Origin of the sequence: Achromobacter spanius, from assembly GCF_002812705.1 — a bacterium.
In the GTDB taxonomy this organism is placed as follows: domain Bacteria; phylum Pseudomonadota; class Gammaproteobacteria; order Burkholderiales; family Burkholderiaceae_B; genus Achromobacter; species Achromobacter spanius.
This window is the reverse complement of the sequence record NZ_CP025030.1, coordinates 562,799-589,650: the sequence shown is the minus strand read 5'-3', so window position 1 is coordinate 589,650 and position 26,852 is coordinate 562,799. Positions and strand designations below refer to the sequence as shown.

The 26,852-nt window shown below is 62.7% G+C and carries 26 protein-coding genes, 1 other RNA gene and 2 pseudogenes; 13 read left to right on the top strand and 16 right to left on the bottom strand.

Annotated features, from left to right (window positions below):
* Positions 1-87 precede the first annotated feature (87 nt).
* Positions 88-2,199, top strand: coding sequence for an elongation factor G (gene fusA, locus CVS48_RS02730; protein ID WP_100853147.1), 2,112 nt, complete (start codon positions 88-90; stop codon positions 2,197-2,199).
* Between the two features lie 34 nt (positions 2,200-2,233).
* On the opposite strand, the gene CVS48_RS02725 is transcribed toward fusA, so the two are convergent.
* Positions 2,234-3,043 (bottom strand): alpha/beta fold hydrolase, encoded by an 810-nt coding sequence (locus CVS48_RS02725; protein ID WP_100853146.1) that lies wholly within the window; start codon positions 3,041-3,043, stop codon positions 2,234-2,236.
* Between the two features lie 157 nt (positions 3,044-3,200).
* Here CVS48_RS02725 and CVS48_RS02720 point away from each other — a divergent pair, with 157 nt between their 5' ends.
* Entirely contained in the window at positions 3,201-3,698 is a 498-nt protein-coding gene (locus tag CVS48_RS02720; RefSeq protein WP_100853145.1) for a YbaK/EbsC family protein, read from the top strand.
* A 50-nt stretch (positions 3,699-3,748) separates the two neighbouring features.
* On the opposite strand, the gene CVS48_RS02715 is transcribed toward CVS48_RS02720, so the two are convergent.
* From CVS48_RS02715 to CVS48_RS02670, 10 genes are all read right to left on the bottom strand, one after another.
* Complete coding sequence (locus CVS48_RS02715; RefSeq protein ID WP_100853144.1) at positions 3,749-4,546, bottom strand: ABC transporter ATP-binding protein; 798 nt, start codon at positions 4,544-4,546, stop codon at positions 3,749-3,751.
* A complete protein-coding gene (locus CVS48_RS02710) occupies positions 4,543-5,586 on the bottom strand; it encodes a FecCD family ABC transporter permease (protein ID WP_100853143.1) in 1,044 nt (347 codons plus the stop codon). Before CVS48_RS02710 ends, CVS48_RS02715 begins: the two co-directional genes overlap by 4 nt.
* Positions 5,586-6,272, bottom strand: a complete 687-nt coding sequence (ybgF, locus tag CVS48_RS02705; protein WP_100853142.1) for a tol-pal system protein YbgF — start codon at positions 6,270-6,272, stop codon at positions 5,586-5,588. The genes CVS48_RS02710 and ybgF overlap by 1 nt, the downstream gene beginning before the upstream one ends.
* Before the next feature lie 85 nt (positions 6,273-6,357).
* Positions 6,358-6,858 carry a peptidoglycan-associated lipoprotein Pal gene (pal, locus tag CVS48_RS02700; protein WP_050449181.1) on the bottom strand — a complete coding sequence of 167 codons (501 nt, stop codon included), beginning with the start codon at positions 6,856-6,858 and terminating at the stop codon, positions 6,358-6,360.
* Positions 6,859-6,889: 31 nt separating this feature from the next.
* A complete protein-coding gene (gene tolB, locus CVS48_RS02695; RefSeq protein ID WP_391441077.1) occupies positions 6,890-8,140 on the bottom strand; it encodes a Tol-Pal system beta propeller repeat protein TolB in 1,251 nt (416 codons plus the stop codon).
* An 85-nt stretch (positions 8,141-8,225) separates the two neighbouring features.
* Complete coding sequence (tolA, locus tag CVS48_RS02690) at positions 8,226-9,398, bottom strand: cell envelope integrity protein TolA (protein ID WP_100853141.1); 1,173 nt, start codon at positions 9,396-9,398, stop codon at positions 8,226-8,228.
* A 39-nt stretch (positions 9,399-9,437) separates the two neighbouring features.
* On the bottom strand, positions 9,438-9,899 hold the full coding sequence (locus CVS48_RS02685) for an ExbD/TolR family protein (protein ID WP_100853140.1): 462 nt from the start codon (positions 9,897-9,899) through the stop codon (positions 9,438-9,440).
* Positions 9,899-10,579, bottom strand: coding sequence for a protein TolQ (tolQ, locus tag CVS48_RS02680; RefSeq protein ID WP_046807611.1), 681 nt, complete (start codon positions 10,577-10,579; stop codon positions 9,899-9,901). The genes CVS48_RS02685 and tolQ overlap by 1 nt, the downstream gene beginning before the upstream one ends.
* 2 nt (positions 10,580-10,581) lie before the next feature.
* Positions 10,582-11,004, bottom strand: a complete 423-nt coding sequence (gene ybgC / locus CVS48_RS02675) for a tol-pal system-associated acyl-CoA thioesterase (RefSeq protein WP_100853139.1) — start codon at positions 11,002-11,004, stop codon at positions 10,582-10,584.
* Between the two features lie 59 nt (positions 11,005-11,063).
* Positions 11,064-12,794 (bottom strand): proline--tRNA ligase, encoded by a 1,731-nt coding sequence (locus tag CVS48_RS02670; RefSeq protein ID WP_100853138.1) that lies wholly within the window; start codon positions 12,792-12,794, stop codon positions 11,064-11,066.
* A gap of 65 nt (positions 12,795-12,859) precedes the next feature.
* On the opposite strand from CVS48_RS02670, the gene CVS48_RS02665 reads away from it, so the two are divergent.
* From CVS48_RS02665 to CVS48_RS02640, 6 genes and pseudogenes are all read left to right on the top strand, one after another.
* On the top strand, positions 12,860-13,432 hold the full coding sequence (locus CVS48_RS02665) for an RNA pyrophosphohydrolase (protein ID WP_006217428.1): 573 nt from the start codon (positions 12,860-12,862) through the stop codon (positions 13,430-13,432).
* Positions 13,413-14,102 (top strand): response regulator, encoded by a 690-nt coding sequence (locus tag CVS48_RS02660; protein WP_100853137.1) that lies wholly within the window; start codon positions 13,413-13,415, stop codon positions 14,100-14,102. The genes CVS48_RS02665 and CVS48_RS02660 overlap by 20 nt, the downstream gene beginning before the upstream one ends.
* Positions 14,103-14,119: 17 nt before the next feature.
* A pseudogene (locus tag CVS48_RS02655) lies at positions 14,120-15,631 on the top strand (sensor histidine kinase).
* Between the two features lie 264 nt (positions 15,632-15,895).
* Positions 15,896-16,324, top strand: coding sequence for a tripartite tricarboxylate transporter TctB family protein (locus CVS48_RS02650; protein WP_100857479.1), 429 nt, complete (start codon positions 15,896-15,898; stop codon positions 16,322-16,324).
* A 6-nt stretch (positions 16,325-16,330) separates the two neighbouring features.
* A complete protein-coding gene (locus CVS48_RS02645) occupies positions 16,331-17,860 on the top strand; it encodes a tripartite tricarboxylate transporter permease (protein ID WP_100853136.1) in 1,530 nt (509 codons plus the stop codon).
* 113 nt (positions 17,861-17,973) lie between these two features.
* On the top strand, positions 17,974-18,903 hold the full coding sequence (locus CVS48_RS02640; RefSeq protein ID WP_100853135.1) for a 2-hydroxyacid dehydrogenase: 930 nt from the start codon (positions 17,974-17,976) through the stop codon (positions 18,901-18,903).
* Here the strand turns inward: CVS48_RS02640 and CVS48_RS02635 are convergent.
* On the bottom strand, positions 18,897-19,832 hold the full coding sequence (locus tag CVS48_RS02635) for a LysR family transcriptional regulator (RefSeq protein ID WP_100853134.1): 936 nt from the start codon (positions 19,830-19,832) through the stop codon (positions 18,897-18,899). The genes CVS48_RS02640 and CVS48_RS02635 overlap by 7 nt on opposite strands.
* A 199-nt stretch (positions 19,833-20,031) precedes the next feature.
* Here CVS48_RS02635 and CVS48_RS02630 point away from each other — a divergent pair, with 199 nt between their 5' ends.
* A complete protein-coding gene (locus tag CVS48_RS02630) occupies positions 20,032-20,661 on the top strand; it encodes an FMN-dependent NADH-azoreductase (RefSeq protein ID WP_100853133.1) in 630 nt (209 codons plus the stop codon).
* A 70-nt stretch (positions 20,662-20,731) separates the two neighbouring features.
* Here the strand turns inward: CVS48_RS02630 and CVS48_RS02625 are convergent, their stop codons facing one another.
* The 3 genes and pseudogenes from CVS48_RS02625 to CVS48_RS02615 all read right to left on the bottom strand — a co-directional run bounded on the left by CVS48_RS02625 (position 20,732) and on the right by CVS48_RS02615 (position 23,779).
* Positions 20,732-21,637 (bottom strand): NAD(P)-dependent oxidoreductase, encoded by a 906-nt coding sequence (locus CVS48_RS02625; protein WP_100853132.1) that lies wholly within the window; start codon positions 21,635-21,637, stop codon positions 20,732-20,734.
* Positions 21,638-21,796: 159 nt separating this feature from the next.
* A pseudogene (locus CVS48_RS02620) lies at positions 21,797-23,301 on the bottom strand (tripartite tricarboxylate transporter permease).
* Between the two features lie 13 nt (positions 23,302-23,314).
* On the bottom strand, positions 23,315-23,779 hold the full coding sequence (locus CVS48_RS02615; protein WP_100853131.1) for a tripartite tricarboxylate transporter TctB family protein: 465 nt from the start codon (positions 23,777-23,779) through the stop codon (positions 23,315-23,317).
* Between the two features lie 478 nt (positions 23,780-24,257).
* Here CVS48_RS02615 and CVS48_RS02610 point away from each other — a divergent pair, with 478 nt between their 5' ends.
* The 4 genes from CVS48_RS02610 to CVS48_RS02595 all read left to right on the top strand — a co-directional run bounded on the left by CVS48_RS02610 (position 24,258) and on the right by CVS48_RS02595 (position 26,082).
* Positions 24,258-24,704: a hypothetical protein gene (locus tag CVS48_RS02610; RefSeq protein WP_100853130.1), complete on the top strand. Its 447-nt coding sequence runs from the start codon at positions 24,258-24,260 to the stop codon at positions 24,702-24,704.
* Positions 24,704-25,015 carry a cell division protein ZapA gene (locus CVS48_RS02605; protein WP_006217444.1) on the top strand — a complete coding sequence of 104 codons (312 nt, stop codon included), beginning with the start codon at positions 24,704-24,706 and terminating at the stop codon, positions 25,013-25,015. Before CVS48_RS02610 ends, CVS48_RS02605 begins: the two co-directional genes overlap by 1 nt.
* Before the next feature lie 32 nt (positions 25,016-25,047).
* Positions 25,048-25,230, top strand: a non-coding RNA gene (ssrS, locus tag CVS48_RS02600) — 6S RNA.
* Between the two features lie 90 nt (positions 25,231-25,320).
* Positions 25,321-26,082, top strand: coding sequence for an SIMPL domain-containing protein (locus CVS48_RS02595; RefSeq protein WP_100853129.1), 762 nt, complete (start codon positions 25,321-25,323; stop codon positions 26,080-26,082).
* On the opposite strand, the gene lgt is transcribed toward CVS48_RS02595, so the two are convergent.
* On the bottom strand, positions 26,057-26,845 hold the full coding sequence (gene lgt, locus CVS48_RS02590) for a prolipoprotein diacylglyceryl transferase (protein WP_100853128.1): 789 nt from the start codon (positions 26,843-26,845) through the stop codon (positions 26,057-26,059). The genes CVS48_RS02595 and lgt overlap by 26 nt on opposite strands.
* Between the last annotated feature and the right edge of the window lie 7 nt (positions 26,846-26,852).

Genomic DNA, 26,852 nt, shown 5'->3' with positions numbered 1-26,852 from the left:
CCACACGAAACGCGGCATGGCGCCCGCCGCGGCAGCGCCCGGTCGGGCTTGCCGTACTGCCTAGTGGTTTACTGCAAGGAAGAGGCCATGACTCGCAAGACGCGCATCGAGCTTTACCGCAACATCGGCATCAGCGCCCATATCGACGCGGGCAAAACGACGACGACCGAGCGCATCCTCTTCTATACCGGTATCACCCACAAAATCGGCGAAGTCCATGACGGCGCCGCCGTGATGGACTGGATGGAACAAGAGCAGGAACGCGGCATCACCATCACGTCGGCCGCCACCACCGCCTTCTGGAAGGGCATGGCGGGCAATTACCCCGAACACCGCATCAACATCATCGACACGCCGGGCCACGTTGACTTCACCATTGAAGTTGAACGGTCCATGCGCGTACTGGATGGCGCCGTCATGGTCTATGACGCCGTGGGCGGCGTGCAGCCGCAGTCCGAAACCGTCTGGCGCCAGGCCAACAAGTACAAGGTGCCGCGCCTGGCGTTCGTAAACAAGATGGATCGCGTGGGCGCCGATTTCCTGCGCGTGCAGCGCCAGATCGCCGAACGCCTGAAAGGCGACGCCGTGCCGATCCAACTGCCCGTGGGCGCCGAAGACCACTTCGAAGGCGTGATCGACCTGGTCAAGATGAAAGCCATCATCTGGGACGACGCCAGCCAGGGCGTGAAATTCCAGTACGTGGACATTCCCGCTGCCATGCAGGACGAGGCCCGGAAGTGGCACGACAAGATGGTCGAAAAGGCCGCCGAAGCCAATGAAACCCTGCTTGAAAAATACCTGTCGGGCGAAACCCTGACGGAAGACGAGATCAAGCAGGGCCTGCGCGCGCGCACGATCGCCAACGAGATCGTGCCCATGCTGTGCGGCAGCGCCTTCAAGAACAAGGGCGTGCAAGCCATGCTGGACGCCGTCATCGACTACATGCCGTCGCCGTTGGACGTGCCCGCCATCAAGGGCCACGACGAACGCGATGGCGAGATTGAACGCCATTCCGCCGACAACGAACCGTTCTCGGCCCTGGCGTTCAAGATCATGACGGACCCCTTCGTCGGCCAACTGGTGTTCTTCCGCGTGTATTCAGGCGTGGTGAAATCCGGCGACTCTGTCTACAACCCCATCAAGGGCAAGAAGGAACGGCTGGGCCGCATCCTGCAGATGCACGCCAACGAGCGGCGCGAAATCACCGAGGTGTACGCGGGCGATATCGCCGCGGCCGTGGGGATCAAGGACGTCACCACCGGCGACACCCTTTCAGACCCCGCCCACATCATCATCCTGGAACGCATGGTCTTCCCCGAGCCGGTCATTTCCCAGGCGGTGGAGCCCAAGACCAAGGCCGACCAGGAAAAGATGGGCATTGCCTTGAACCGGCTGGCGCAGGAAGATCCGTCGTTCCGCGTGCGCACCGACGAGGAATCCGGACAGACCATTATTTCGGGCATGGGCGAGCTGCACCTGGAAATTCTGGTCGACCGCATGAAGCGCGAGTTCAACGTGGAGGCCACCGTCGGCAAGCCGCAGGTGGCGTACCGCGAAACCATCCGCAAGGCCTGCAACGAAGTCGAAGGCAAGTTCGTCAAGCAGTCGGGAGGACGCGGCCAGTACGGCCATGTTGTGTTGAAACTTGAGCCGCAGGAACCCGGCAAGGGCTACGAGTTTGTCGACGCCATCAAGGGCGGTGTGGTGCCGCGCGAATTCATTCCGGCGGTCGACAAGGGCATCCGCGAGTCCCTGAATGCGGGCGTACTGGCGGGCTATCCGGTGGTCGACGTGAAGGCGACGCTGTTCTTCGGCTCGTACCACGACGTGGACTCCAACGAAAACGCCTTCAAGATGGCGGGCTCGATGGCCTTCAAGGAAGGCATGCGTCGCGCGGACCCGGTCTTGCTTGAACCGATGATGCAGGTCGAGGTGGAAACGCCTGAAGACTTCACGGGCAACGTGATGGGCGACCTGTCCTCGCGGCGTGGCATGGTGCAGGGCATGGAAGACATCGCGGGTGGCGGCGGCAAGGTCGTGCGCGCCGAGGTGCCACTGGCCGAGATGTTCGGCTATTCCACGTCATTGCGCTCGCTGACGCAGGGCCGCGCCACGTACACGATGGAGTTCAAGCACTACGCCGAAGCGCCGCGCCAGGTGGCGCAGGAAATCATCGCGGCCCAAGGCTCGGGGCGCTGAGCGCTCACGCGCGGTGCAGCGCAGCGCTTGAGCCTTAGCCTCCGATGAACTCCTGGATGGCGCCGTTGAAGGCGCGGGGGTTGCCCAGGTTCATGCCATGGGAAGAACCCACGACGGTCACGCGCTGCGCGTGCGGCAGCCATTCCGACAAGGCATCAAGCACGGCGGGATAGGGGGCGGGGCTCAGTGCCCCGCCGATCAACAGCGTGGGCAGCTTCAGGGTACGGATCTGTTGCGGGGTCAGCGCCTCGGGGTGTTCGTCGGCTTGGCCGAAGAGCGTGCCCACGTTGTCGCGCACCATTTCCTTGAACCAGGGCACCATGCGCTGCCAGGTGTCCGGCCCCGTCACGGTGTCGACGAACAGCGCCAGGCCTTGCTCGACCTCACCCTGGCGGATCAGCCCCAATGCCCGCTGGCGAAAGCCGCCGCGCGCATCGCCACCGCCAGGCAGCGGCAGGCCAGGGTCGGCCAAGGTCAGGCTGCGCACGGCATCAGGCTGGCCCAGCGCTGCTTCAAGCACCACGCGGCCGCCACGGGAATGGCCCACCAGATGGGCAGGGCCACCGGCCACGGTATCGATGAATTCCAGCACGTCGGCGGCGTGCTGCTCGATGGAAAAGCCCTCGCCTTCGCCGTCCCAGGTCTCGGGCCAATACCGGCGCAGGCACACGGCCAGCACGCGGAACGATTTGCCCAGCGGCGCCATCTGCGACTTCCAGTAGCGGCAGTCTGACAGCGACCCGTGCACCAGCACCAGCGGCACGCCGCTGCCGTACTCGGTGTAGGACATGGCGTAGCCGCCAATCAGGGCGGTTTGCAGGGGGAGAACGGGTTCGGAACGCATGGGGGAAGAAAGCGGAAAGGCCAGGTCCGCATTCTAGCCCGGCACTGCCGGCTGCCCATCTGGCCGATCACCTCGGGCAGCGCTGATAAACTCATCGTCGGCTTTCCGAACGCAGCGCCTGCATCGCTGCCGTCTTGTCTTCATGGAGTCTGTCACGATGTCCCCTGAGTCTCTTGCCCTGTTGCCCGAATCCGCCCAACGTGTCGCCCGCCTGTTGTTGGAAATTGGGCATGACAAGCCGGTCGTGGTCCTGCCGCAAACCGGCAAGACCTCGGCGGAGGCGGCAGCGGGCTTGGGCTGCGAGGTGGCGCAGATTGCCAAGTCGATCATTTTCCGACGCGCGTCCGATGACGCACCGGTCTTGGTCATCGCCAGCGGGGCCAACCGCGTGGACGAGGCCAAGGTGGCGGAGCAGGTGGGGGCGCTTGCCAAGGCCGACGCCAAATTCGTGCGCGACATGACAGGCTACGCCATCGGCGGCGTCTGCCCGATCGGCCACGCCGTCAAACCGGTCATGCTGCTGGACGCGGATCTCTTCAATTACGACAGCCTGTGGGCCGCCGCCGGCCACCCGCACGCGGTGTTCAACCTGACGCCGAAGCAGCTTGCCGACATGACTGGCGCTCCCGTGGTGGACGTGGCCCAGCGCGGCTGAGCCCGCACGTATAGGCCATGATTGGCGAGCACGTCGGCCAAGCGCCGAGTTCAGCGCGGATGCTCGTCCAGCCCGTCGATCAGCACCTGCCGCAGTCCGCGCGAACACGCTTCCACGCGGCCCTGCACGCCATACACCGTGGCCAGTGAATCCGGTGTGATCACCTCGGCCGGCGTGCCTTGCGCGTGCAGCCGACCGTGTTGAATCATCACCGCCCGGTCGGCGTGTTGCAGCGCCACGTTCAGGTCATGCAGCACGATGACGCTGATCAGCCCATGTTCCTGCGTTTCCTGTTTCAGCAGTCGCATCACGTGGAATTGGTAGTTCAGGTCCAGCGCGGACAGGGGTTCGTCCAGCAGCAGCACGCGAGGTTGGCGGATCAGCGCTTGCGCCAATCCCACCAATTGCTTCTGTCCGCCGGAAAGCGCATCCAGGTAATGCAGCGCAAGGTGCGCAATGCCCAGCCGCTCCAGCAGGCGGTCGATATCCGTCAATGCCAGCGGGGGCGCCTGCGAGTGCCGGCTGGCGTTGGCCGCGACCAGCACGGATTCAAACACCCGCAAATGCACAGCGGCGGGCAGGCTCTGCGGCAGGTAGACCAGATGCCGGGCGCGTTCTCCCACCCCCAGCCGGCTTAGGTCTTGGCCGTCCAGCAAGACACTGCCGCTGCGGGTGCGCACCAAGCCCGCCAGGGCTTTCAGCAGGGTCGATTTACCACTGCCGTTCGGTCCAAGCAGGGCGGTGACTTCGCCCGCGGCCAGCGACGGTATCGACAGCGCATGCAGTACATCGTCGCGGGCATAGCCCGCATTCAGTTGGTGCACGTTCAAGGCCATGCCGCGCGTCATGGCAGTTGGCGGCGCAAGATCACCGCGATAAAAAATGGAATACCGACCAGCGCCGTGACGATGCCCACGGGCACGACCACGCCGGGCACCAGGTTCTTGGACACGACCGACGCCAGCGACAGGATCAAGCCGCCCACCAGCGCACTGCCGGGTAGATAAAAGCGATGATCTTCGCCGAATAGCCGTCGGGCGATATGCGGCGCCACCAGGCCGATGAAGCCGATCGTGCCGACAAACGCCACGGCCAATGCCGACAGCAGACTGACCCGCGCCAACGCCGCCACGCGCACGCGGCGTACATCAACGCCAAAACTGGCGGCTCGGTCTTCGCCCAGCCGCAGTGCGGTCAGCTTCCATGACTGGCGCATCGCCAGGGGCAGGCCAATGGCCACGGACAGGGCCACCACCCCGGCGCTTGTCCAATTCGAACGGGACAGGCTGCCCATGGTCCAGAAGACCAGGCTTTGCAGCGCCTCGGCGCTGGCCAGAAACTGCACCAGCGACACCAGCGAATTGAACGAGAACACCATCGCGATGCCGAACAGCACGACGCCCGAGGTGTTCATGCCGCGCCATCGTGCCACCACGTCCAGCAATAGCGCTGCCAGCATCGCAAACAGGAAAGCGTTGCCGGTGATCAGCCAGGCGTCGGGAATGCCCGGCACGCCCAACCCCAGAACAATCGCCAGCGAAGCGCCGAGCGCGGCGGCTGATGACACGCCCAGCGTGAAGGGGCTGGCGAGCGGGTTGTTCAGGATGGTCTGCATCTCGGCGCCGGCCAGTCCCAGGGCCATGCCCACCAGCGCCGCCATCAACGCGGACGGCAGCCGGATGTCCCAGACAATCACACGATATGTGGCGTCGGCGGAGGCGGGCGTGGTCAAAGTGCGCCATAGATCTCGCCAGGGCAGGCCGGAAGGCCCGATGGTGAAGTCGATCAGCAGCGCCATGAAAATCGCCGCCAGCAGCAGGGCGATAAGCCCTGCGCGGCGGCGCACGATGCGCCGGTAGGCGCTGACCGCGCTTGCGGCGTTCGACATTACTGCAGCAATTGCAGGCGGCTCTTGGCGGTACTGGCGGCCTGGGCGTTCGGATAGTCGCGAACGATGCGTTGCAAGGTGGCCTTGGCGCCTGCGCGGTTATTCAGTTCGATCTGGCCGCCCGCGATGATCAACAAGGCGTCCGGCGCGCGTGCGTTGTCGGGCGACTTCTGCACCATGGCGGTCAACTGCTCGATGGCGCCCTTGAAGTCTTTCATGCCGTAGCGGCTGCTGCCCAGATAGAACTGGGCGCTGGGTGCAAGCTGGCTGTTCGGGTAGAGCGCGGTAAAGGCGGCCAGCGATTCGGCGGCGTCCTTGTACTGGCCCTTGCGGAACAGGTCCATCGCGCCGTCATAGGCGGCCTGTTCTTGCGGGTCGCCGGCGGCGGCGCCCGGCGGGTTCGTGCCGCTGGGAGCACCCGGCTTGGCGCTGGGCTGCTGGCGGGACACCAGTTCCAGTTGGTCGCGCAGTTGGGCAACTTCCTGCTGCAAGGCTTGAATTTGGTCGGCCAGTTGAAGCTTGGCGCGTTGGCTTTGCTCGTTCTGCTGCTGAACCTGCTGGCGCAAATCCAGGATGGCCTTGCGGGCCTCATCGTCGGAAAAAGCGTGAGCGGGTGCCGCCAGAGCCGCAAGCACCAGGCCGGTGGCCACAATCAGAGGACGCAGGGACAGAACGTTATCGCGCATAAATATTCCCGGTATAAAAACAAACGTCGGGACGGCCGGCTGACCGTCCCGACGCGTGGTAGGGCTCTTGGACTAAGCGAAAAGCTTAACGCAGATATTCGATATCGGCGCGGCGGTTTTCAGCAAAGTCGGCTTCCGACGTACCCGTCGACTTCGGCTTTTCTTTGCCGAAGCTGATGGTTTCGATCTGGTTGTCGCTGACGCCCAGCAGGGTCATCATGCGACGCACGGCGTCTGCACGACGCTGGCCCAGGGCCAGGTTGTACTCAGCACCGCCGCGTTCGTCGGTGTTGCCTTCGATCTTGACCTTCTGCTGCTGGTGCGAAGCCAGGTAGCGGGCGTGGGTTTCGACCAAGCCGCGGTACTGGTCCGACACGGTGTAGCTGTCGAAATCAAAGTACACCGAGCGCTGTTGCGCCAGGATGCTTTGGGGGTTAAAGGGATCAAGGATTTGGCCAGAGGCCGAAGATCCTTGGCCAGCGCCTCCGCCCTGACCCGCTTTATCGTCGAGAGGGACGGAGCTGCAAGCCGCCAGGGTGGCGGCCAGAGCGGCAATGGTCAGGCTTTTGGCAATGCGCGACTTCATGATAGTTCCTTTGCAAAGAGAGTCACACGTGTTATCGGGTAAATGGGCCCCAAGTCGGTTCACGTATTTCCCCGTTCAGTACCGAAAGCGTCTGTCGTACGCGGCCATCGCTCGAGACACCCGCAAGTACGCTACGACCATTTTGAATGGCGGCGTATAGGACTTGCATGCCATTCGGCGCGAAGCTTGGCGACTGATCGTCACGACCATCAGTGATCAAGGATTCGGAGCCTGTGGACAGGTTCAACGATGCGATTCGAAACGCGCCGTCGCGTCTTGCAACGTACAGCAGCGTCGATCCATCGGGGGAAATTCGGGGTGATATGTTGTAACCACCATTAAACGTGAGGCGGCGAGCTTCGCCACCTGTCGAGCCGGTCTGATAGATTTGCGGCCCGCCGCTGCGGTCACTCGTAAAGATAATGGAAGCCCCGTCCGGCGTAAAGGTCGGTTCGGTGTCAATCCCGGGAGAACGCGTAATTCGCGTGGGATTGGCCCCGTCCGTCGCGCCAACGACGTAAATTTGCGACAGACCGTCTCGGGTCAAGGCCACTGCCAGCTTGGAACCGTCGGGCGACCAGCCAGGTGCGCTGTTGTTACCCTTGAAGTTGGCAACCGGTACACGTGCGCTGGTGGCGAGCGTATGCACGTACACAACGGGTTTGCCGGACTCGAAGCTTACATAGGCCAGCTTGGCGCCATCGGGCGACCAGGACGGCGAAATGATGGGCTCGCGCGAACGCAGGGCAACCTGCGGGTTTTGCCCGTCGGCATCGGCCACTTGCAGTTCGTAGGTGGCGCCCTTCTTCAGCACATAGGCAATGCGGGTCGAGAACACGCCGCGAACGCCGGTGATCTTCTCGTAGATACGGTCCGCGATCTGGTGGGCGACGCGGCGCAGTTCCTGCTCGGTACCCGAAAACGCCACGCCGTCCAATTGCCCCTTCTTGACCGTGTCGGCCAGACGGTAGCGCACGTCGTACCGGCCATCGGCGCCACGGGTGATGCTGCCATAGGCCAGGAAGTCGGCGCCTTTGCCGCGCCAATCATCGTGGGCAACGGGGGAGTCGACATTCAGGCCGGAGCCGGCGGCGTTGATCAGGCGGAACTGGCCCGTGCGGGTCAGGTCGGCGCGGATCACTTCAGCCAAGGCGCGGCCGTGGGTATCGTCGACGGCAAAGTCGGCGATCGCCACGGGATATTGCGTGGCGCCCGTGCCGGAAATATCAACGCGCAGTTGCGCATGGACGGGTTTGGCTGCCATCAGGCATAACGCGATCATCAGCAAACCGAGCCCATACGATCGCCAGAGAGCGAGGAGGGAACCTCTTCGGCTATAAGCGGGAGTCATATTCATCAATCTCCTGTCAATCATACATTTTGTGCACTACGTCAATGAACTTGTCGTAGCCGCCCGTCGAGGGCTTCGGGAAGGGGTTGCAACGGCGGATGCCCGTCTCGACCGCGCGGTCGAAGGCCGGATTCCCCGAAGATTGGGTCAAGTTCACGCCGTTCACTTTCCCGTCAGTTCCTAACTGTACCCGGTATTGTGCGGTGGGATTCGCCGAGCCATTACGCGGCGGAGGCTGGTAAGCGACGCCGGGAAGAATGCACGCGCGGACCTTCGCGGCATAGCCGTTATCTCGGCCGCCGCCCGCTTGGTTGCGGTCTGCCGTGCCGCCCGGGATGCCTGCGGCGCCCAGGGCGTCATTGCGGAACGCGTCCTTCAGCGCCTTGTCCGCGGCCGCCTTCTTGGCGGCGGCGGCCTTCTCGGCAGCCGCCTTTTCAGCAGCGGCCTTTTCCGCGGCGGCTTTGGCTGCCGCAGCCTTGTCAGCCGCTGCTTTCTCGGCCGCGGCTTTTTCAGTCGCTGCCTTTTCGGCGGCAGCCTTCTTGGCTGCGTCGTCCTTGGCCTTCTTTTCCGCGGCGGCCTTGTCGGCAGCGGCCTTTTCAGCCGCCGCCTTTTCAGCCGCTGCCTTGTCGGCGGCCGCTTTTGCAGCAGCCGCCTTTTCAGCAGCAGCCTTCTCGGCAGCCTGGCGTTCCTGCTCCAGGCGCTTCTTTTCTTTCAGTTCGGCTTGCTTGCGCTCTTCTTCCAGGCGTGCCTTTTCCTTGGCTTCAGCGGTCTCACGCGCCTTTTCTTCCTGCTCGCGCTTCTTCTTTGCTTCCTGAATCGCGATTTCGGGGTCGACTTCCTCAGTCTTCGGCTGAACCTCGGGTTCGGGCGGCGGAGGCGGAGGAGGGGGCGGCGGTGGTGGCGGCTCGGGCGCCTTTTCAGGCTCGGGCTCCGGCTGCGGCTCGGGTTTGGCTTGCGGCTTGGGTTGTTCGGGTTGCGGCGTGGGCGGCGGGGCGACGGGCGAATTGCCGTCGGCCCAGAGCTGGACCTCGACGGGGCCGGGGGCCTCCGTGCGCCAGTTCACGCCCAGGATCAAGGCGACCAGCAGCAGCAAATGCACCGATACGGCCAGAATGAGCGCATTCCGGTTGTCGTTGTTGGGCGGGGTGGCCGGTGGGCCGCTGCGGTGTCTAATAATGGGTGGCGTCATGGGCGTTGCATGCCGGCCGAGCCGGCGGAAGGCGGCGCGTTAGCGTTTAGTCGCGGATGCGGGCTGGGAAGTGCCGGCGGCGGATTGGTCCACCAGCAAGCCCAGGCGGGTGATGCCGTTGGTGCGCAATTCGTCCATCACCTTCACGACCGTCTCGTAAGGCACCTTGCCATCCGCAGCGATCACCACCGGCGTTTCAGCGGTAATACGCGAACGCACTTGCGCCACGAGTTCGGGGCGCGCGATGTCCTGCATGGTGGCGCCGGGTTCGCGCAGACGCAGGGCGATCTTGCCATCTTCCGAAATCTGGACTTCCAGCGGCTTCACGGGCACGTCCGAGGCCGCGCCAACCGAGGGCAACTGAATCAGTCCGGGCGTGATCAGGGGAGCGGTCACCATGAAGATGACCAGCAGCACCAGCATCACGTCGATGTACGGCACCACGTTGATGTCGGCCTTCATGCGGCGGCCGGACCTGCCGCGTGAGCTTACCGAGGGCATTAGCGTACCTGCCGTTGCAGAATGTTCAGGAATTCGTCGACGAAGCTGTCGAAACGGATCGAGATGCGGTCGATATCATTCGTGAAACGGTTATAGGCGACCACTGCGGGGATGGCGGCAAACAGGCCGATGGCGGTTGCGATCAACGCTTCCGCAATGCCGGGCGCCACCGAAGCCAGCGTGGCTTGCTGCATGTTCGACAGGCCGATGAAGGCGTGCATGATCCCCCAAACCGTACCCAACAGGCCGATGTACGGCGACACGGAACCGGCGGATGCCAGGAAGTTCAGGTGCGATTCCAGCGCGTCCATTTCGCGCTGGTAGGCAGCGCGCATGGCGCGGCGCGGGCCGTCCAGCAGGGCGGTGGCGTCGCCGGCGGAATTGCCGCGGCGCGCTTTCAGGAATTCAGTCATGCCGGCATCGAAGATGCGCGCCAGGGCGCCTTGCTCGTCGCGGCGCGAAGCCACCGCTTGTTGCAGCATGGACAGGTCGCCGCCGGACCAGAAGTCGTCTTCAAAACGGCGGGTTTGGGTGTGTGCGCGCTTGATGGCCAAGCGCTTGGCGAAAATGTAGGTCCAGGACATGATCGAGATGCCCAACAGCATCAGCATGATCAGCTGGACCGGCACGCTGGCGTGCGAAATCAGCGAAAGCAACGACATGTCGTTGGTGACTTGCATGGTTATTCCTGAATGAATTCCAGTTTTGCGCGAACGTCGGCCGGCAACTCCGCCGGCCGCATATGAATGGCATCGACACAGCAGACTTGGATGTTGCCCTCGGCGAGCAGTTCCCCGTTGCGTTCCGCGCGCTGCGCGAAGTGTATCGAAGCGCGGCCGAGTTTGGTGATTCGGCTGCGTATGGTAAGCAAATCGTCCAGTTTGGCCGGTTTCCGGTAGGACATGTCCAAGGAGCGGACAACGAACAAGCGTTGTTCGCTGGCGGCCAGCCCGGACTGGTTGACTCCCAGGTCGCGCAACCACTCAGTGCGTGCGCGTTCCAGGAATTTCAAGTAGTTGGCGTAGAAAACGACCCCGCCCGCATCCGTGTCTTCGTAATAGACACGGACCTGCAGGAGGGATTCGCTGGACTTCGGATCGGTCACGGTACGGATAAGCAATGAAGCGGGTCGGGACGCGGGGAAGTCCGTATCTACTATAGGGTTTAAAGGGTGTCGAGTTTCGTCAGCACCATTTCAAGCGCGGACTCTACCGGAATCTTGGCGGCTTCGGTTTCCCGACGCGCTTGCAATTCCACCACACCATCGTTCAAGCCGCGTTCTCCAACTGTTACACGCAAGGGCGCACCGATCAATTCCCACTCGGCGAACATCACGCCGGGGCGCGCATCGCGGTCGTCCAGAATGACATCCACGCCCCGCGCCAACAGCGATTCATACAGCTTCACGGCGGTGTCACGCACCGTTTCACTTTTGCCCCAGCCCACCGGGCAGATCACCACTTCGAAAGGCGCGATCGCGCGCGGCCAGATAATGCCACGCGCATCGTGGTTTTGCTCAATGGCCGCGCCCACGATCCGGGTCACGCCAATGCCGTAGCAGCCCATCTCCAGGACGGCCGGCTTGCCGGTTTCGTCCAGGAAGGTCGCCTTCAAGGCCTCGGAGTACTTCTTGCCCAGATAAAAGACGTGTCCGACTTCGATGCCGCGCTGAATTGACAGCGTGCCCTTGCCGTCCGGCGACGGGTCGCCCGCGACGACGTTGCGCAGATCGGCCACCAGCTCGGGTTCGGGCAAGTCGCGGCCCCAGTTCACACCCTGGATGTGGAAGTCTTCCTTGTTTGCGCCGCAGACGAAATCGGCCATGTGGGCGACGGTGCGGTCAGCAATCACGTGTACGGGCTTGACCGTCTTGACGGGGCCCAGGTAGCCGGGCTTGCAGCCGAAGTACTCAACGATCTCGCTTTCCGTGGCGAAGCGGAAGCCCGCCAGGCCAGGCAGCTTGCCTGCCTTGATTTCGTTCAGCTCGTGGTCGCCGCGCAAGAGCAGCAGCCAGATGTCCACTTTGCCCTTGTCGCCATCGGTGGCAAGCACGATGGATTTGATCGTCTTTTCCAGCGGCAGGCCCAGCAGCTTGGCCACGTCTTCGCACTTGGCTGCGCCAGGGGTGGCGACGTCGGCCATGGCTTGGGTGGCGTCCCCGCGGGTGGGGTACAGCGCCACGGCTTCGGCCAGCTCGATGTTGGCGGCGTAGTCGGTTTCGGCGTTGTAGACGAGCAGGTCTTCACCGGTGTCGGCGATGACCTGGAATTCATGGCTGCGCGTGCCGCCAATGGAACCCGTGTCAGCCGCCACCGCGCGGAATTGCAGGCCCAGGCGGCCAAAAATTCGCATGTACGCGGCGTACATGGTGTCGTAGCTCTTCAAGGCGCCGGCTTCATCACGGTCGAAGGAATAGGCATCCTTCATGGTGAACTCGCGGCCACGCATCAGCCCGAAGCGCGGACGGCGTTCGTCGCGGAACTTGGTCTGAATGTGATAGAAATTCAGCGGCAGTTGGCGATAGCTGTGGATTTCATTGCGCGCGATGTCGGTGATGACCTCTTCGGACGTCGGCTGCAGCACGAAGTCGCGCTGGTGGCGGTCCTTGATGCGCAGCAGTTCGGCGCCGTACTGCTCCCAGCGGCCCGATTCCTGCCAGAGCTCGGCGGGTTGCACCACCGGCATCAGCAGCTCGATGGCGCCCGACGCATTCATTTCTTCCCGGACGATCGCCTCGACCTTGCGGATGATCTTCAGCCCAAGGGGCATGTAGGTGTAGATGCCGCCCGCGAGCTTGCGGATCATTCCAGCCCGGGTCATCAGCTGATGGCTGGCGACTTCGGCTTCGGAAGGGGCTTCTTTGAGGGTGTTGATGTGGTAGTTGGATGCGCGCATGTTTAAAGGTGGCAGCAGATACGTATAATCGACTGTAATTGTATTGAATTCGGTGGGGGTGGCCCATGCTTGACCGCGAAGGCTACCGCCCCAATGTCGGCATCATTCTCGTCAACAGTCGAAACGAGGTCTTTTGGGGCAAGCGTATCAGGGAACATGCATGGCAGTTCCCCCAGGGCGGCATCAAATATGGCGAAAGCCCGGTGCAGGCCATGTATCGCGAACTCCATGAAGAGGTGGGCTTGAAGCCCGAGCATGTCCGTATTTTGGGGCGTACACGAGATTGGTTACGTTATAACGTGCCCGATCACTTCGTCCGGCGTGAGTGGCGTGGCCACTATAAAGGACAAAAGCAGATTTGGTTCCTGTTGCGCCTGGTAGGACGCGACAGCGATGTTTGCCTGCGCGCGACGCAGCATCCGGAATTCGATGCCTGGCGTTGGAGCCAGTATTGGGTGCCCCTGGACGCGGTGATCGAGTTCAAGCGAGACGTCTACACCCAGGCGTTGAACGAGTTGTCGGCGATCCTCTTTCGGCGTCATCACGAAACCCGCTACCTGCGCCAGCGCGTGCATGGGCAGCGGGCAGCAGAGAATTTGCCCGAAGGAACGGACGGTCATGCGCATATTGTTGGTTGAAGACGAACGGGACATGGCGTCCTGGTTGATGCGTGCGCTCGCCCAAAGCGGATTCGTGCCGGATCACGCGGCCGACGCCCGCACGGCCGAGGCCTTCATGGCGGGCACCGAGTATGACGCCATCGTGATGGACCTGCGCCTGCCCGACAAGCACGGGCTGGTGGTGCTGCGCGAAATGCGTAACCGTGACGACCGCACCCCCGTGCTCTTGCTGACCGCCCAAGGCGCGTTGCAAGACCGGGTGCGTGGGCTGAACCTGGGCGCGGACGATTTCCTGACCAAGCCCTTTGCGCTGGAAGAACTGGAAGCGCGGCTGACCGCCCTGGTACGCCGCAGCCGTGGCCGCCAGCATCCGCGTCTGCAATGCGGCTCGCTTTCCTACGACAGTGAAAGCCGGGCGTTCACGCTGGACGGTTCGCTGCTGTTCCTGACCCCGCGCGAACATGCCGCGCTGGCGGCGCTGCTGACCCGCAGCGGTTACCCCGTCGACAAATCCCAGCTATTCGGCAAGGTCTTCACGCACGATAGCGAAGCCAATCCCGACGCCATCGAAGTCGTGCTGCACCGCCTTCGCAAAAAGCTCGCCGGCAGCGATGTGCGCATCGTGACGGTGCGCGGCCTGGGTTACATGCTGGAAAGCGTGGCCAGCGAATCCACGGAAGCTGAGTGAGCCTGCGGATCCCCGGATTGCCGCGCGTCGGCATCCGCGCGCTGCTTATCATCCTGCTGCTGCCCGGCGTGGTGGTGCTGTTGGTCATCGACAGCCTGAACGACTACCGCACTCTGTCCGAGATCACCAACGAAGCCTATGACAGCGCGCTGGTGGAACCCGCCCGTGTGCTTGAAAGCAGCCTGGAATTCACGCCCGAGGGCAATCTGCAGGTGGCAACGCCGCTGTACGCGTAGGTCATGCTGGAATCCCGGGCCGGCCTGCGCAAGTACTTCCGCATCGAACAGATTGACCCGCCCATCCCGGACGAATCGGCGGTACCTAAAGAGCAGGGCAAGACCCTTCTTGGCATGCCGGAGATGCCGCGCCCGCCGACTTGGCCACGTTCGAATGGACAGCCCGTCTTCTACGACGGCGTCTACCGCAATGACCCGGTGCGGGTGGTGGCCGTGGTCCGCGATCTTTACTACCAAGGCCTGCATCGCCAGGTGCTGGTCGTGGTCGCCGAAAGCACGGGCAAACGGATCGAAGCCGAAAACAACGCTCGGCGGCAAGAGATCCTGCGCGATACCCGCATGCTGGCCTTGGTGGTGCTGCTGGTGTGGTGGGGCGTGTCCTGGGCGCTCAAACCGTTGCGCCGCCTGCGCGCCGATATCCGCAACCGCCGTCCCGATGACCTGACGCCGCTGGACGCCTCGCGCGTACCCAGCGAGGTGGCGCCGCTGGTCGATGCCGTCAATCATCACATTGCCCGCTATCGGCGGGTGCTGGATGAGCAATCCCATTTTCTGGCCGACGCCTCGCATCAACTGCGCACACCGCTGGCCATCATGCTGACGCAGGCGCAATACGCGCTGCGCGAGCGCGACCCCGCGCGCACACGCGAAGGCCTGAGAGCCATCGTCGACCAGTTGGGCCGTACCCGCCGCCTGACCGAACAATTGCTGTCCCTGGCGCACGCCAACCAGGCGGAGCCACTGCCGCGACAGTTGCTCGACATGAACGCGGTGTCGCGCGAGGTCGTGCTGCAATACCTGCCGCTGGCTCACGAAAAGCAGCAAGACCTGGGATGGGTGCAAGCGGGCTCCGAAGAGGGACTGGAAACGTCCGCACCGGTGTCGGGCAACGAAGCCGAACTGCACGAAGCCTTGTCCAACCTGGTTCACAACGCCATCAACTACGCGCCGGTCGGCGCGCGCATCACGGTATCGGTCAGCCGCCTGGAAAATCGCGCCGAGGTGTCTGTGTCGGATAACGGTCCGGGCCTGGATCCCGTGTTGCGCGGCAGGGCCTTTGCGCGTTTCGAGCGGGTCGGCACCGACAAGCCTGTGGTGTCGTCGGGTTCCGGGCTGGGCCTGGCGATCGCCCGGGCCTACGCGCGCCGCAACGACGGCGATATCGAATTGCGTGACGGCGAACCCAACGCGCAAGGCGGCATGGGCTTGGCGTCAGTGCTGTGGCTGCCATTGGCGCCCACTGTTTCGCAGTATCCGCGTCCTGCGGATGTGGACCTGAACGGCGAGCAGTAAGCCGTCTGGCTTTCAGATTTTTTTCTCTTCTTCCCCTTTCTTAATCCTATTTCTGTCAGGGATAACCCCCGGATTCAGGAATGCGACAGCGCATAGAAAGCGGATTAGCAGCTTCCCTTCGTAATCTGCGCTCCGGTTCGTTGTTAAGGACCGGGCGAGGCTCGTGTCGAGCGGCGCATCAAGGGCCAGCACGGTCCTGCACCCGGAAGGAGGAAGCAAGTGCAAAAAAATATCAACAGAAAGGACTACTACGGCGGTGCGCTGATGGTCCTGATCGGGTTGGGGGCGATATACGGCGGCACCGACTATCACATTGGCACGTTGAGCCACATGGGACCCGGATTTTTTCCGGCCGCGCTTGGCGGCCTGCTTGCATTGACGGGCGTGCTGATCGCGATGTCCGCGCGGTCGGGTGATTCCACGCCTCCCGCGCCGGGCGACGGCCATGCACACGGCTTGCCCGACCTGCGCGGCAGCGTCTGCATCATTCTTGGCATCCTGGCGTTTCTGCTGCTGGGCGAGTACGGCGGCCTGTTGCCGGCCACCTTCGCCATCGTCTTCATCTCGGCGTTGGGTGACCGCAAAAACACCATCAAGCAAGCCATCCTGCTGTCTATCGCGATGTCCGCGATCGCGGTCGTCGTATTCTGGTGGGCGCTGCAATTGCAGTTGCCGCTGTTTCGTTGGGGTTGAAGCGCCATGATCTCTCAATCTTTGATGGACCTGTGGTACGGCTTCGGCGTTGCGTTTCAGTGGCACAACCTGATGTGGTCGTTCTTTGGCGTGCTGGTGGGCAACCTGATCGGCGTGCTGCCTGGTATGGGCGCCTTGTCGGCAATCTCGATTCTGTTGCCGCTTACGTATGTGATGCATCCCGTGCCCGCCATCCTGATGCTGGCCGGTATTTTCTACGGCTCGCAATATGGCGGCGCCATCGGCGCGATCCTGCTCAACCTGCCTTCGCACCCGCCGCACGCGGTGACCTGCCTTGACGGTTATCCATTGACCAAGCAGGGCAAGGGGGGAACGGCGCTGGGCATCACGATGATCTGCTCGTTCTTCGCGGCGTCGGTCGGCATCATCGTCATGATTTTTGCCTCGCCGTTGCTGGTCGAAGTGGCATTCAAGTTCGGCCCGACCGAAATTTTCTCGATCATGCTGCTGGGCCTGTTGGCCGGGGCGACGATGTCGCGCGGGTCGCCTCTCAAGGGCGTTGCGATGACGCTCTTCGGCCTGATGTGCGGCGTGGTCGGCACGGATGTGAACACGGGCACCATCCGTTTCTCGTTTGGCTTGCTGGACTTGTCCGACGGCCTGGAACTGGTGGCCATTTCGATGGGCCTGTTCGGTGTGGCCGACTTCTTGATGAGCGTCAACCGAATGACCATCATCGGCAGCGGCGCCAAGCTGCGCATTCGAGACATGCGGCCGACAAAGCAGGAGCTGAAGACGGCGTTCTGGCCCATGGTGCGCGGCACCGCGGTGGGCACGCTGTTCGGCGCCATGCCCGGCACGGGGCCGACCATCACCACGTTCGTCGCCTACGCGCTGGAGCGCAAGATATCCAAGACGCCCGAAAAGTTCGGCACCGGCATGATCGCCGGCGTGGCCTCACCCGAAGCGTCGTCGCACTCGAAGACGCAGGTCGACTTCATCCCCACGATGAGTCTGGGCATTCCGGGCGACGCGGTCATGGCGCTGATTCTGGGCGCGCTCTTGATTCAAGGCATCCAGCCGGGTCCGCAGTTGATCACCGAGCATCCGGACATCTTCTGGGGCTTGATCGCCAGCTTCTGGGTAGGGAACGTTCTGCTGATGGTGCTGAACGTGCCGCTGATCGGCGTGTGGGTCAAACTGCTGCAAGTGCCGTATCGCTATCTGTTCCCTTCCGCGCTTTTCTTCATCGCGGTGGGCGTGTTCAGTACCCAGAACAGCCTCTTTCAGATTTGGGAAGTGTTGGCGTTCGGCGTGATCGGCGCGATCCTGATGACACTGGAGTTCTCGGTGGCCCCCATCTTGCTCGGCTTTGTGTTGGGGCCGATGGTGGAAGAGAACTTCCGCCGCGCGCTGCTGCTCTCGCGCGGCGACCTGGCGGTGTTCGTGGAGCGCCCCATCAGTGCGTGGTTCATCGGTGCCAGCGCGTTGCTGATCTTCCTGCAGATTTGGGCGTTCGCGCGCCGTGGCAAGGGTAAGGGCAAGAACAAGCCCGAAGTTCCACAGACGGCTTAAACCAGGCTGCTGCGCAGGTGCAAGACGGCCCGGCTTCATGCCGGGCCGTTTGATTTGTGAGGCGCCATCCTGCATGCTTGCGGTTTCGAAAACCGCCTTGCAGAGCCGCCACCATGCATATCCTTTTTGCTTGCCCCCTACACGATCCCGATGTCTGGGTGCCCCGTCTGGAAGCCGCAATGCCCGGCTGCCGCATTTCGGTGTGGAACCCCGATGGCCCGCCCTCGGGGGCGGAAGTGGCGCTGGTCTGGCGTCCGCCCGTGGAACTGTTCAAGCACGAAACCAACATCTCGACCTTATTCAATCTGGGCGCGGGCGTGGATGCCCTGCTGAAGATGCCCGAGATTCCCGAGCACGTTCGCATCGTGCGCCTCGAAGACGCCGGCATGTCCGTGCAGATGGCCGAATACGCCCTGTATGCGCTGCTGCGCGTGTCGCGTGATTTCGAAGCGTTCGACCAGGCGCAGGCGCGCCAGCATTGGGATACCCGCGAAGGCACGCGCCAGGCGGATTGGCCCGTTGGCGTGCTGGGCCTGGGGCAGGTGGGCGCGCGCGTCGCGCAGACCCTGGCTGACTTCGGCTACCCCGTGGCGGGCTGGTCGCGGTCCCCGCGCGATTTGCCTGGCGTGGAATCCTTCGCGGGCGAAGCCGCCTTGCCGGCCTTCTTGGCCAGAACGCGCTTTTTGGTGAATGTGTTGCCGCTGACGCCCGACACGCACGGCATCCTGAATCGCGACACGCTCTCGCAACTGCTGCCTGACGCGCACCTGGTCAACGTGGGCCGTGGCGAACACCTGGTCGAAGACGACCTGGTTCAAATGCTCGAAGAAGGCGAGATCGCTGGCGCTACGCTGGATGTATTCCGCACCGAGCCACTGCCCAGCGATCATCCCTTCTGGCGCGATCCGCGTGTGCATGTCACGCCGCACATTGCCGCGCGCACGCTGCGAGATGAAAGCATCGAGCAAATCGCCGGCAAGGTGGCGCAACTTATGCGCGGTGAACCCATCACAGGCGTGGTCGAACGCACTCGGGGCTACTGAGCCGGAGGCGTTGCGGCTTTTTCCAGCCGCTGATACATCGACGGCAGGCGTTGAGACAGGAAATCCAGCAACGTCCTGACCGCCGGCATCATGCCGCGCCGAGACGGATAGATGCAATGCACGATCCCTTCCGGCGATTGCCACTGCGGCAGCACCTGCACCAACTGGCCCTGGCGCAGTTCCTCTTGCGTGGCGATGGATGGCAGCAGCGCAATGCCGCGGCCACGCACCGCGGCCGCGGTCAGAACGATGAAGTCGTTGCACGAGAGTTGCGGCTTGAGCTCAACCTGCAGCTCTTCGCCCTTGTCATTGCGCAGTGGCCAGCGCACTTCGTTTTGCGGATCTGAAAAGCTCAGCGTGGTGTGTGACGCCAGGTCCTGTGGCGTGTCCGGCGTGCCATGGCGCTGAAGGTAGCCCGGGCTGGCCACCAGTGTGCCGCGCGCCGTGCCCAGGTGGCGCACTACCAGCTCGGCGTCGGTATCCAGCTTGGTCCGCACGCGCAAGGCCAGGTCCACGCCTTCGCGGATCAGGTCCACGCGCCGGTTGGTCACCAGCAACTGCACCGATATCGCCGGCCATGCGTCCAGGAATTCGGGCAGCAGGGGCGCCAGCACATCCTGCGCTATGGAGACGGGGCAACTGACGATCACCGGGCCTGCTGGTTCGGATTGCAGTTGCCGCATGGCGTCGTCCGCGGCGCGCGCGGATGCCGCCATTTCACGGCAGTAATGCAGGTAGCGTTCGCCTGCGGACGTGAGCCTCAGGCGTCGAGTCGTGCGTTGCAGCAGGCGCACGCCAAGGCTTTCCTCAAGATGCGAAATCCGCCTTGAAAGGCGGGATTTTGGTATGTCCAGCGCTCGGGCCGCCGCGCTGAAGCCGCCTTGTTCGACGACTTGGGAAAAGTAGTAGAGGTCGTTTAGGTCTTGCATGATTGTTCTATTCCTGGAACGAATAGTTCATCATAGCTGGGTTTATGTGAATAATGAACCGGTCTACAGTGACGCCATGCACTCGGGATCTGCCAACGCCACCCGGCGCCCAGCCCAGTCCGCGACCCCTTATGAATCGGACGTGGCGCTGACGGATCCCTCGCCTGCCCCTGCCAGGCCACCACTGGAGAAATTCGCAATGAAGACCCTTGTCATCCTGTCCTCGATTCTTGGCAACCGTTCCCACAGCACGGAATTGGCCGACCATTTCATGGCGCGCGTCAAAGCCGCCCACCCGGCCGATACCGTGAAAATCCGCGACCTCGGCGCGCAGCCCATTCCGTACTTCGACGGCAACACGGCCGGCGCGCTGTTCACCCCTGCAGAGGCCCGTAGCGTGGAGCAGCAACGCATCGTCGAGCTCAGCGATTCGCTGGTTGCCGAACTGATGCAAGCCGACCGCATCGTGTTCGCTGTGCCCGTCTACAACTTCAATCTGCCCGCTCAGTTCAAGAGCTATCTTGACCTCGTAGCCCGTGCCGGCGTCACGTTCCGTTATACGCCCGAAGGCGTGCCGGAAGGCCTCGTCAAGGGTAAGCAGGTGTTCGTGCTGACGGCGCGTGGCGGCAAAGCCGAAGGCACGCCGTCCGACACGATGACGCCGTACCTGCGTCAGATGCTCAGTTTCCTTGGCATGGACGACGTCACGTTCATCGCCGCCGAAGGCATGGCGATGGGCGAAGTGGCTGCGCTGGAAGGCGTGACGCTGGCCAAGCAGCGTATCGATGCCCTGGTGCTGGACGCGGCTCAGGACGGCTTGGCCGCCTGATCGCCTCATCCGCTGGTTGAAAAAAAGGCGAGCCTCGTGGCTCGCCTTTTCATTGCTGCATGCTAAGTGCCTAGTCGCGTAGCCGCTTCACCAGGCTGGACGTGTCCCAGCGGCCGCCGCCCATCTTCTGAACGTCGGCATAGAACTGGTCCACCAGCGCGGTCACGGGTACGCGCGCGCCGTTGTTGCGCGCTTCCGCCAGCACCAGGCCCAGGTCTTTACGCATCCAGTCCACGGCAAAGCCAAAGTCGAACTTGTCGTCGACCATGGTGCCGCCCCGGTTCTCCATCTGCCAGCTTTGCGCCGCGCCTTTGCTGATCACGTCCAGCACCAACTTCATGTCCAGCTTGGCCGCCTGTCCGAAAGCCACGGCTTCGGACAGGCCTTGCACGAGGCCGGCGATGCAAATCTGGTTGACCATCTTGGCCAATTGGCCCGAACCGGGCGCGCCCACCAGCGTTACGGCGCGGCCAAAACACTGGGCCACGGGCTTGATGGCTTCGAATACCGCTTCTTCACCGCCGCACATGATGGTCAGCGCGCCATTGACGGCGCCGGCCTGTCCGCCGGACACGGGCGCATCCACGAAATTCAGGCCCAGGCCCTTGGCTTGCGCGTAAAGTTCGCGGGCCACATCGGCCGACGCGGTGGTGTGGTCGACGAACACGGCGCCGGGCGCCATGCCCGCAAACGCACCGTCGGGTCCGAGCACGACGCTGCGCAGGTCGTCGTCGTTGCCCACGCAGGCAAAGACGATCTGTGCACCTGCCACCGCTTCGCGCGGCGTGCCCGCATGGCGGCCGCCGAACTCCGCGACCCAGGCCTGAGCCTTGGCGGGCGTGCGGTTATAGACCGTCACGTCGTGCCCGGCGCGGGCCAGATGGCCGGCCATGGGCAGGCCCATGACACCCAGGCCGAGGAAAGCGACTTTCTGGGCTACGACCGCGTCGTAGCTCTTGGTACCGATCGTTGCCATTGCAGGAAACTCCGCTCAATGTGAGTAAGGTCAGTCTTAGGGAACTAACCTTAACGCAATCCAAAAGCCGGCGGCCAGTCCATCAAAAAAAAACCCCTGGGGCAAGCCCAGGGGTTTTGGAAAGAGGCAAGGCGCCGCGCTGGGCGGCCTGACCGCTTTTTACTCTTCTTCGACGAAGGTCTCTTCGCGCTTCTTGCGGATGGCGGGCAGCGCCACCAGGATCACAAGGAAGGCCGCCACGGCCAGCAACGAAGCCGACAGGGGACGGGTCACGAAGGTGCTGAAATCGCCACGCGACAGCAGCAGGGCACGGCGGAAGTTCTCTTCCATCATGGGGCCCAGAACCAGGCCCAGCAGCAGCGGTGCGCCTTCGCACTTCAGCTTCGACCACACGTAGCCGATGATGCCGAACATGGCCGTGGTGAAGATGTCGAACGAGTTGTAGTTCAACGAATACACACCGATCGTGCAGAACACCAGAATTGCCGGGAACAGGATGCGATAGGGCACCTTCAGCAGCTTGACCCACAGGCCGATCAGCGGCAGGTTCAGCACCACCAGCATCAGGTTGCCGATCCACATCGAAGCGATCAGGCCCCAGAACAGCTCCGGGTGGCTCGTCATGACTGCGGGCCGGGCTGGATGTTGTGGATCGTCATTGCGCCGACCATCAGCGCCATCACGGCGTTACCCGGGATACCGAGCGTCAGCAGCGGAATGAACGACGTCTGTGCGGCAGCGTTGTTCGCCGATTCCGGGCCAGCCAGGCCGGCCGGGTGGCCCTTGCCGAAGCGTTCCGGATTCTTCGAGATCTTCTTTTCCAGCGTGTAGGACGCGAACGACGACAGCACGGCGCCACCGCCCGGCAGGATACCCAAGGCCGAACCCAGGGCCGTACCGCGCAGCACGGCGGGAGCGGCTTCCTTGAATTCCTGCAGGTTCGGGTACAGCGTGCCGATCTTGTCGGTGATGTCGACGCGGTTTTCCTTCTGCTCCAGGTTGGTCATGATTTCGGCGAAGCCGAACACGCCCATGGCCACGATGGCGAAGTCAATACCGTCTTGCAGTTCGGGAATGCCGAAGTCGTAGCGGGCAACGCCCGAGTTGACGTCAGTGCCCACCATGCCCAACAGCAGGCCCAGGATGATCATCGCGATCGCCTTGGGCAGCGAGCCCGAAGCCAACACCACGGCGCCGACCAGGCCCAGGCACATCAGCGAGAAGTACTCGGCGGGGCCGAACTTGAACGCCACTTCAGCCAACGGAGGAGCAAACGCGGCCAACAACAGCGTTGCCACGCAACCGGCGAAGAACGAGCCCAGCGCGGCGATGGCCAGCGCGGCGCCCGCACGGCCATTGCGGGCCATCTGGTGACCGTCCAGCACGGTCACCACCGCGGACGTTTCCCCTGGCAGCGCCACAAGAATCGCCGTGGTCGAACCGCCGTATTGCGCGCCGTAATAGATGCCGGCCAGCATGATCAGGCCGGCAATCGGGGGCAACACATACGTGATCGGCAGCAGCATCGCGATGGTCGGGACCGGGCCGATGCCCGGCAGCACGCCAATCAGCGTACCCAGGATGCAGCCCAGCAGTGCGTAAGCCAGGTTCTCGGGCGTAAACGCCACCGAGAAGCCCAACATTAGGTTGTCAAACAATTCCATGACCGGTTGCTCCTTAGTTCATGCCCAGAAAGGACGGCCACAGCGGGAAGATCAGCCCCAGCCCCTTGACGAATGCCAGATACGAGAAGAGCACCAGGAAAATCGCGTTGGCAACGGCGACCTTCAGGCTGAACTCATGGCTGGCCAGGCTGCTTACGACAACCAGGATGAATACCGAAAGATAGATGCCCAGCGGCTTGAGGATGAATCCGTACAAGACCACGGAACCCACGACGAGAAAGACAATGCGCCAATCGAACTTATCGATATGCGTCTCGTGGGCTTTCTTGGAAAGCGAGCCAAGCAGCACGATGGCGCCCAGCAAAGCCAGAACAATGCCTAGCCAGAAAGGAAAGTACCCTGGGCCCATTCGGGCGGCAGTACCCATTTGGTAGCTGCTGGCCTGCCAGGCGAATCCCAGTCCAAGGGCGATGAACATCACCCCCGACCAGAAGTCCTGTCGATTGCGTAGCTGCATGATTGGTTGGCTCCTATTTACAGCATGTAGATAAAAAAGTTTGTAGCCGGATGGGACTCGCCGAAAGGCGAGTGACAGGCACAAAAAAGGCACTTCGGGGTGCCATTAGTTATTCTGAAAGCGGCGGCGTGGTTTCTTGAAAGGGCGAATGGTAATGGACGCCTGCCATGCTGCAAACCCTGTAAGGTCGGTGAAAGGCTGGGGTTTTCCCTAGAATTCGGGTACTCCCCAGCCTCAGATGTAACGCCACAGGAAGAATGAGGGTTTTTTGAAAGCTAAGTGAAAGTTTATAGAAAGAAATGCGAAAGCCGAATCGGCCGGATGCGGGGATTTTGGAGGAGGCGCTTTTCTTGTTCTGCCGGAATCGGTTAGTCTCGCGCCGCCCCACTCAACACCGAATTTCCTACCGAATATTGCCGGGTTTCTCACCTTGCGTGAAGTGGCCCGGTTCACCTCAGGATGGTTTACGATAGCGCCCATGCTGCAAGACCTAGACCAACTCGCCGCCCGAATCGGGCAACTGGTGCATCGCACCCGCCAACTCCACGCAGAGCGTGATGCGTTGCGCCTCCGTCTGAACGAATTCGAAGCCGAACAGCGCGTGCTGAAGCAACGCGCGGCAGAGCGCGAGGCTGACATCGCCACGTTGCAAAGCAAGCTTCAGGATCACGACGGCGCGGTTTCCTCAATGCTCGAGCAAGCCCAGCAGGCCGAAGCCGCCTTGCGCGAGCAGCTTGCCCGAGAATCCGCCGAACGGCAATCGCTGGAGTCACGTTTCACTGCGCGCGAAACCGAACTGCAGGGCAGCCTGCAATCCCGCGACACCGAACTACAACGCTTGCGCGTGGCCGCCGCCTCGGCCCGCGAGCGCATTGACGCCGTGCTGGCCCGCCTGCCGGGTGCACCGGCTGGAGAGCAACACTGATGGAACGCGTAGACGTAACCATATTGGGACGCGACTATTCGCTGGCTTGCTCCGCTGAAGAGAAGCCCACGCTGATGGCCGCTGTGCGCCACGTCGACCAACTGATGCTCCGCATCCAGGGAACCGGCAAAATTTCCAGCAACGAACGCATCGCCGTCATGGCGGCGTTGCAGGTCGCCGGCGAGCTTCTTGCCATGAAAGCGCCCGATGGTCCGCTAGGGGGTTTGGCGGTTGGCGACTTCAAGCGTAGAATTGAGGACATGAACGCAGTACTCGATGACGCCTTGTCGGGTCAGGAAAAACTGCTCTAACGTTCATAAAGCTGTATTCAAGAATTTTCAGTTTGTCCCTGCCGTGTTCGTGACTAGGCCATACATTCTCTGAACCTATGCTTTCGGCATATGGTTGCGGGAGTGTAGAGCTGGAGTGATCGTCTCTCGTAGACGAACCCGACGCTCTGCGGAACGCGACCACCTCTTACCCTAGGGTTCGAGATGCCGGCCTTGACGGCACAGGCGGGGCATTTACCCAGCGGGCCTGCCAACAGCGCAGGTCCGCGTCGGGTGCCAAACCATCCCCCTCTCTTTCTCTCTGTCCTCCCTCCTAGGACCCGTCCATGTTTAAACACCCTGTTCTCTCGCTGACGAAACTCGGCGCAGCGTGCGCAGCCGTGGCCGCCATTGCTGCTGTTCAACCCGCATTCGCACAGACGCAGGCGCCCAGCGCACCCGCAACGGCGGAAGCGTCCACGAACCGTTCGCCGGAAATGACACTGCAAGCGGCCGCCTCGTCGGAGGTCAAGCAGGACACCGTTCGCATTTCCTTGTCCGCCGAGGTCGAGGCGCCTGATCAGCCCGCCGCCGGCAAGAAGCTGACGGCCGTGCTGGACGATGTGGTCAAGCGCGCGCGCGACACCAAAGGCGTGGAAGTCCGCACGGGCGGCTTCAACGTGTGGCCCAACACGAACAGCAAGGGCAAGATTGCGTCTTGGCGCGGTCAGGGCGAGATCGTGCTGGAGTCCAAGGACTTCGAAGCCGCTGCCGCACTGGCAGCCAAGCTGTCGGACAAGACCGCTATTTCCAACATCGGGTTCTCGCTGTCGCGTCCGGCGCGCGAGGCCGAAGAACGCAAGCTGCTGAAAGAAGCGGCACAAGCGTTCAAGGATCGTGCATTGGCTGCTGCCAACGCATTCGGCTTTTCGGGTTACCGCTTGTCCAAGTTGGAACTCGGCGGCTCGGGCGGCCCCGTGCCGATGCCGCGCATGCTTGGCGCGGCCATGGCCAAAGACGCCTCTGGCGGCTACAGCCCGGACGTCCCGCTGGAAGCGGGAGACGTCACGGTCAGCGTTGCCGTCAACGGGACGATCGTTTTGCAGTAAGGCTGAACATGATGGCGCCCAAGGCGACCATCGGCAGGGACAGCCACTGTCCCATGCTTAATCCGCCCGCGAGCAGGCCCAGGAAGTTGTCTGGCTCGCGGGTGAATTCCACCAGGAAGCGGAACGTTCCGTAGCCCATCAAAAACAGCCCGCTCACTTGTCCAAGTGGACGCGGCTTGCTCGAAAACCACCACAGCAGCGCAAACAGCACAATGCCTTCCAGGCCCAGCTCATAGAGTTGGGACGGGTGGCGCGCCAGCCCATCGCCGCTGTCGGGAAACACCATGGCCCACGGCACATCGGTCGGTCGGCCCCAAAGCTCGCCATTGATGAAGTTGCCCAAGCGGCCAAACCCCAGGCCCAGCGGGATCAGCGGCGCGATGAAATCGCTGACCGCGAAAAAGGGCAGCTTCTTCTTCCTCGCAAACAGAAGCATCACGAGGATCACGCCGATCAGGCCCCCGTGGAACGACATGCCGCCTTGCCACAAGTACGCCACTTCCAGCGGATGCGCCAGATAGTAGGCAGGCTTGTAGAACAGCACATACCCCAGTCGACCGCCCAGCACGACGCCCAGCACGCTGTAGAAAATCAGGTCTTCCAGATCACGCACGTTCAGCGATGTGGTGTGCCCGCTGGTGATGCGCCGGCGGCCAAGCACGTACACCAGGGCGAAGCCCGCCAAATACATCAGGCCGTACCAGTGGATGGCAAGCGGCCCGATCTGCAAGGCTACGGGATCGAATTTTGGATATTGCAGCATGTTCTGC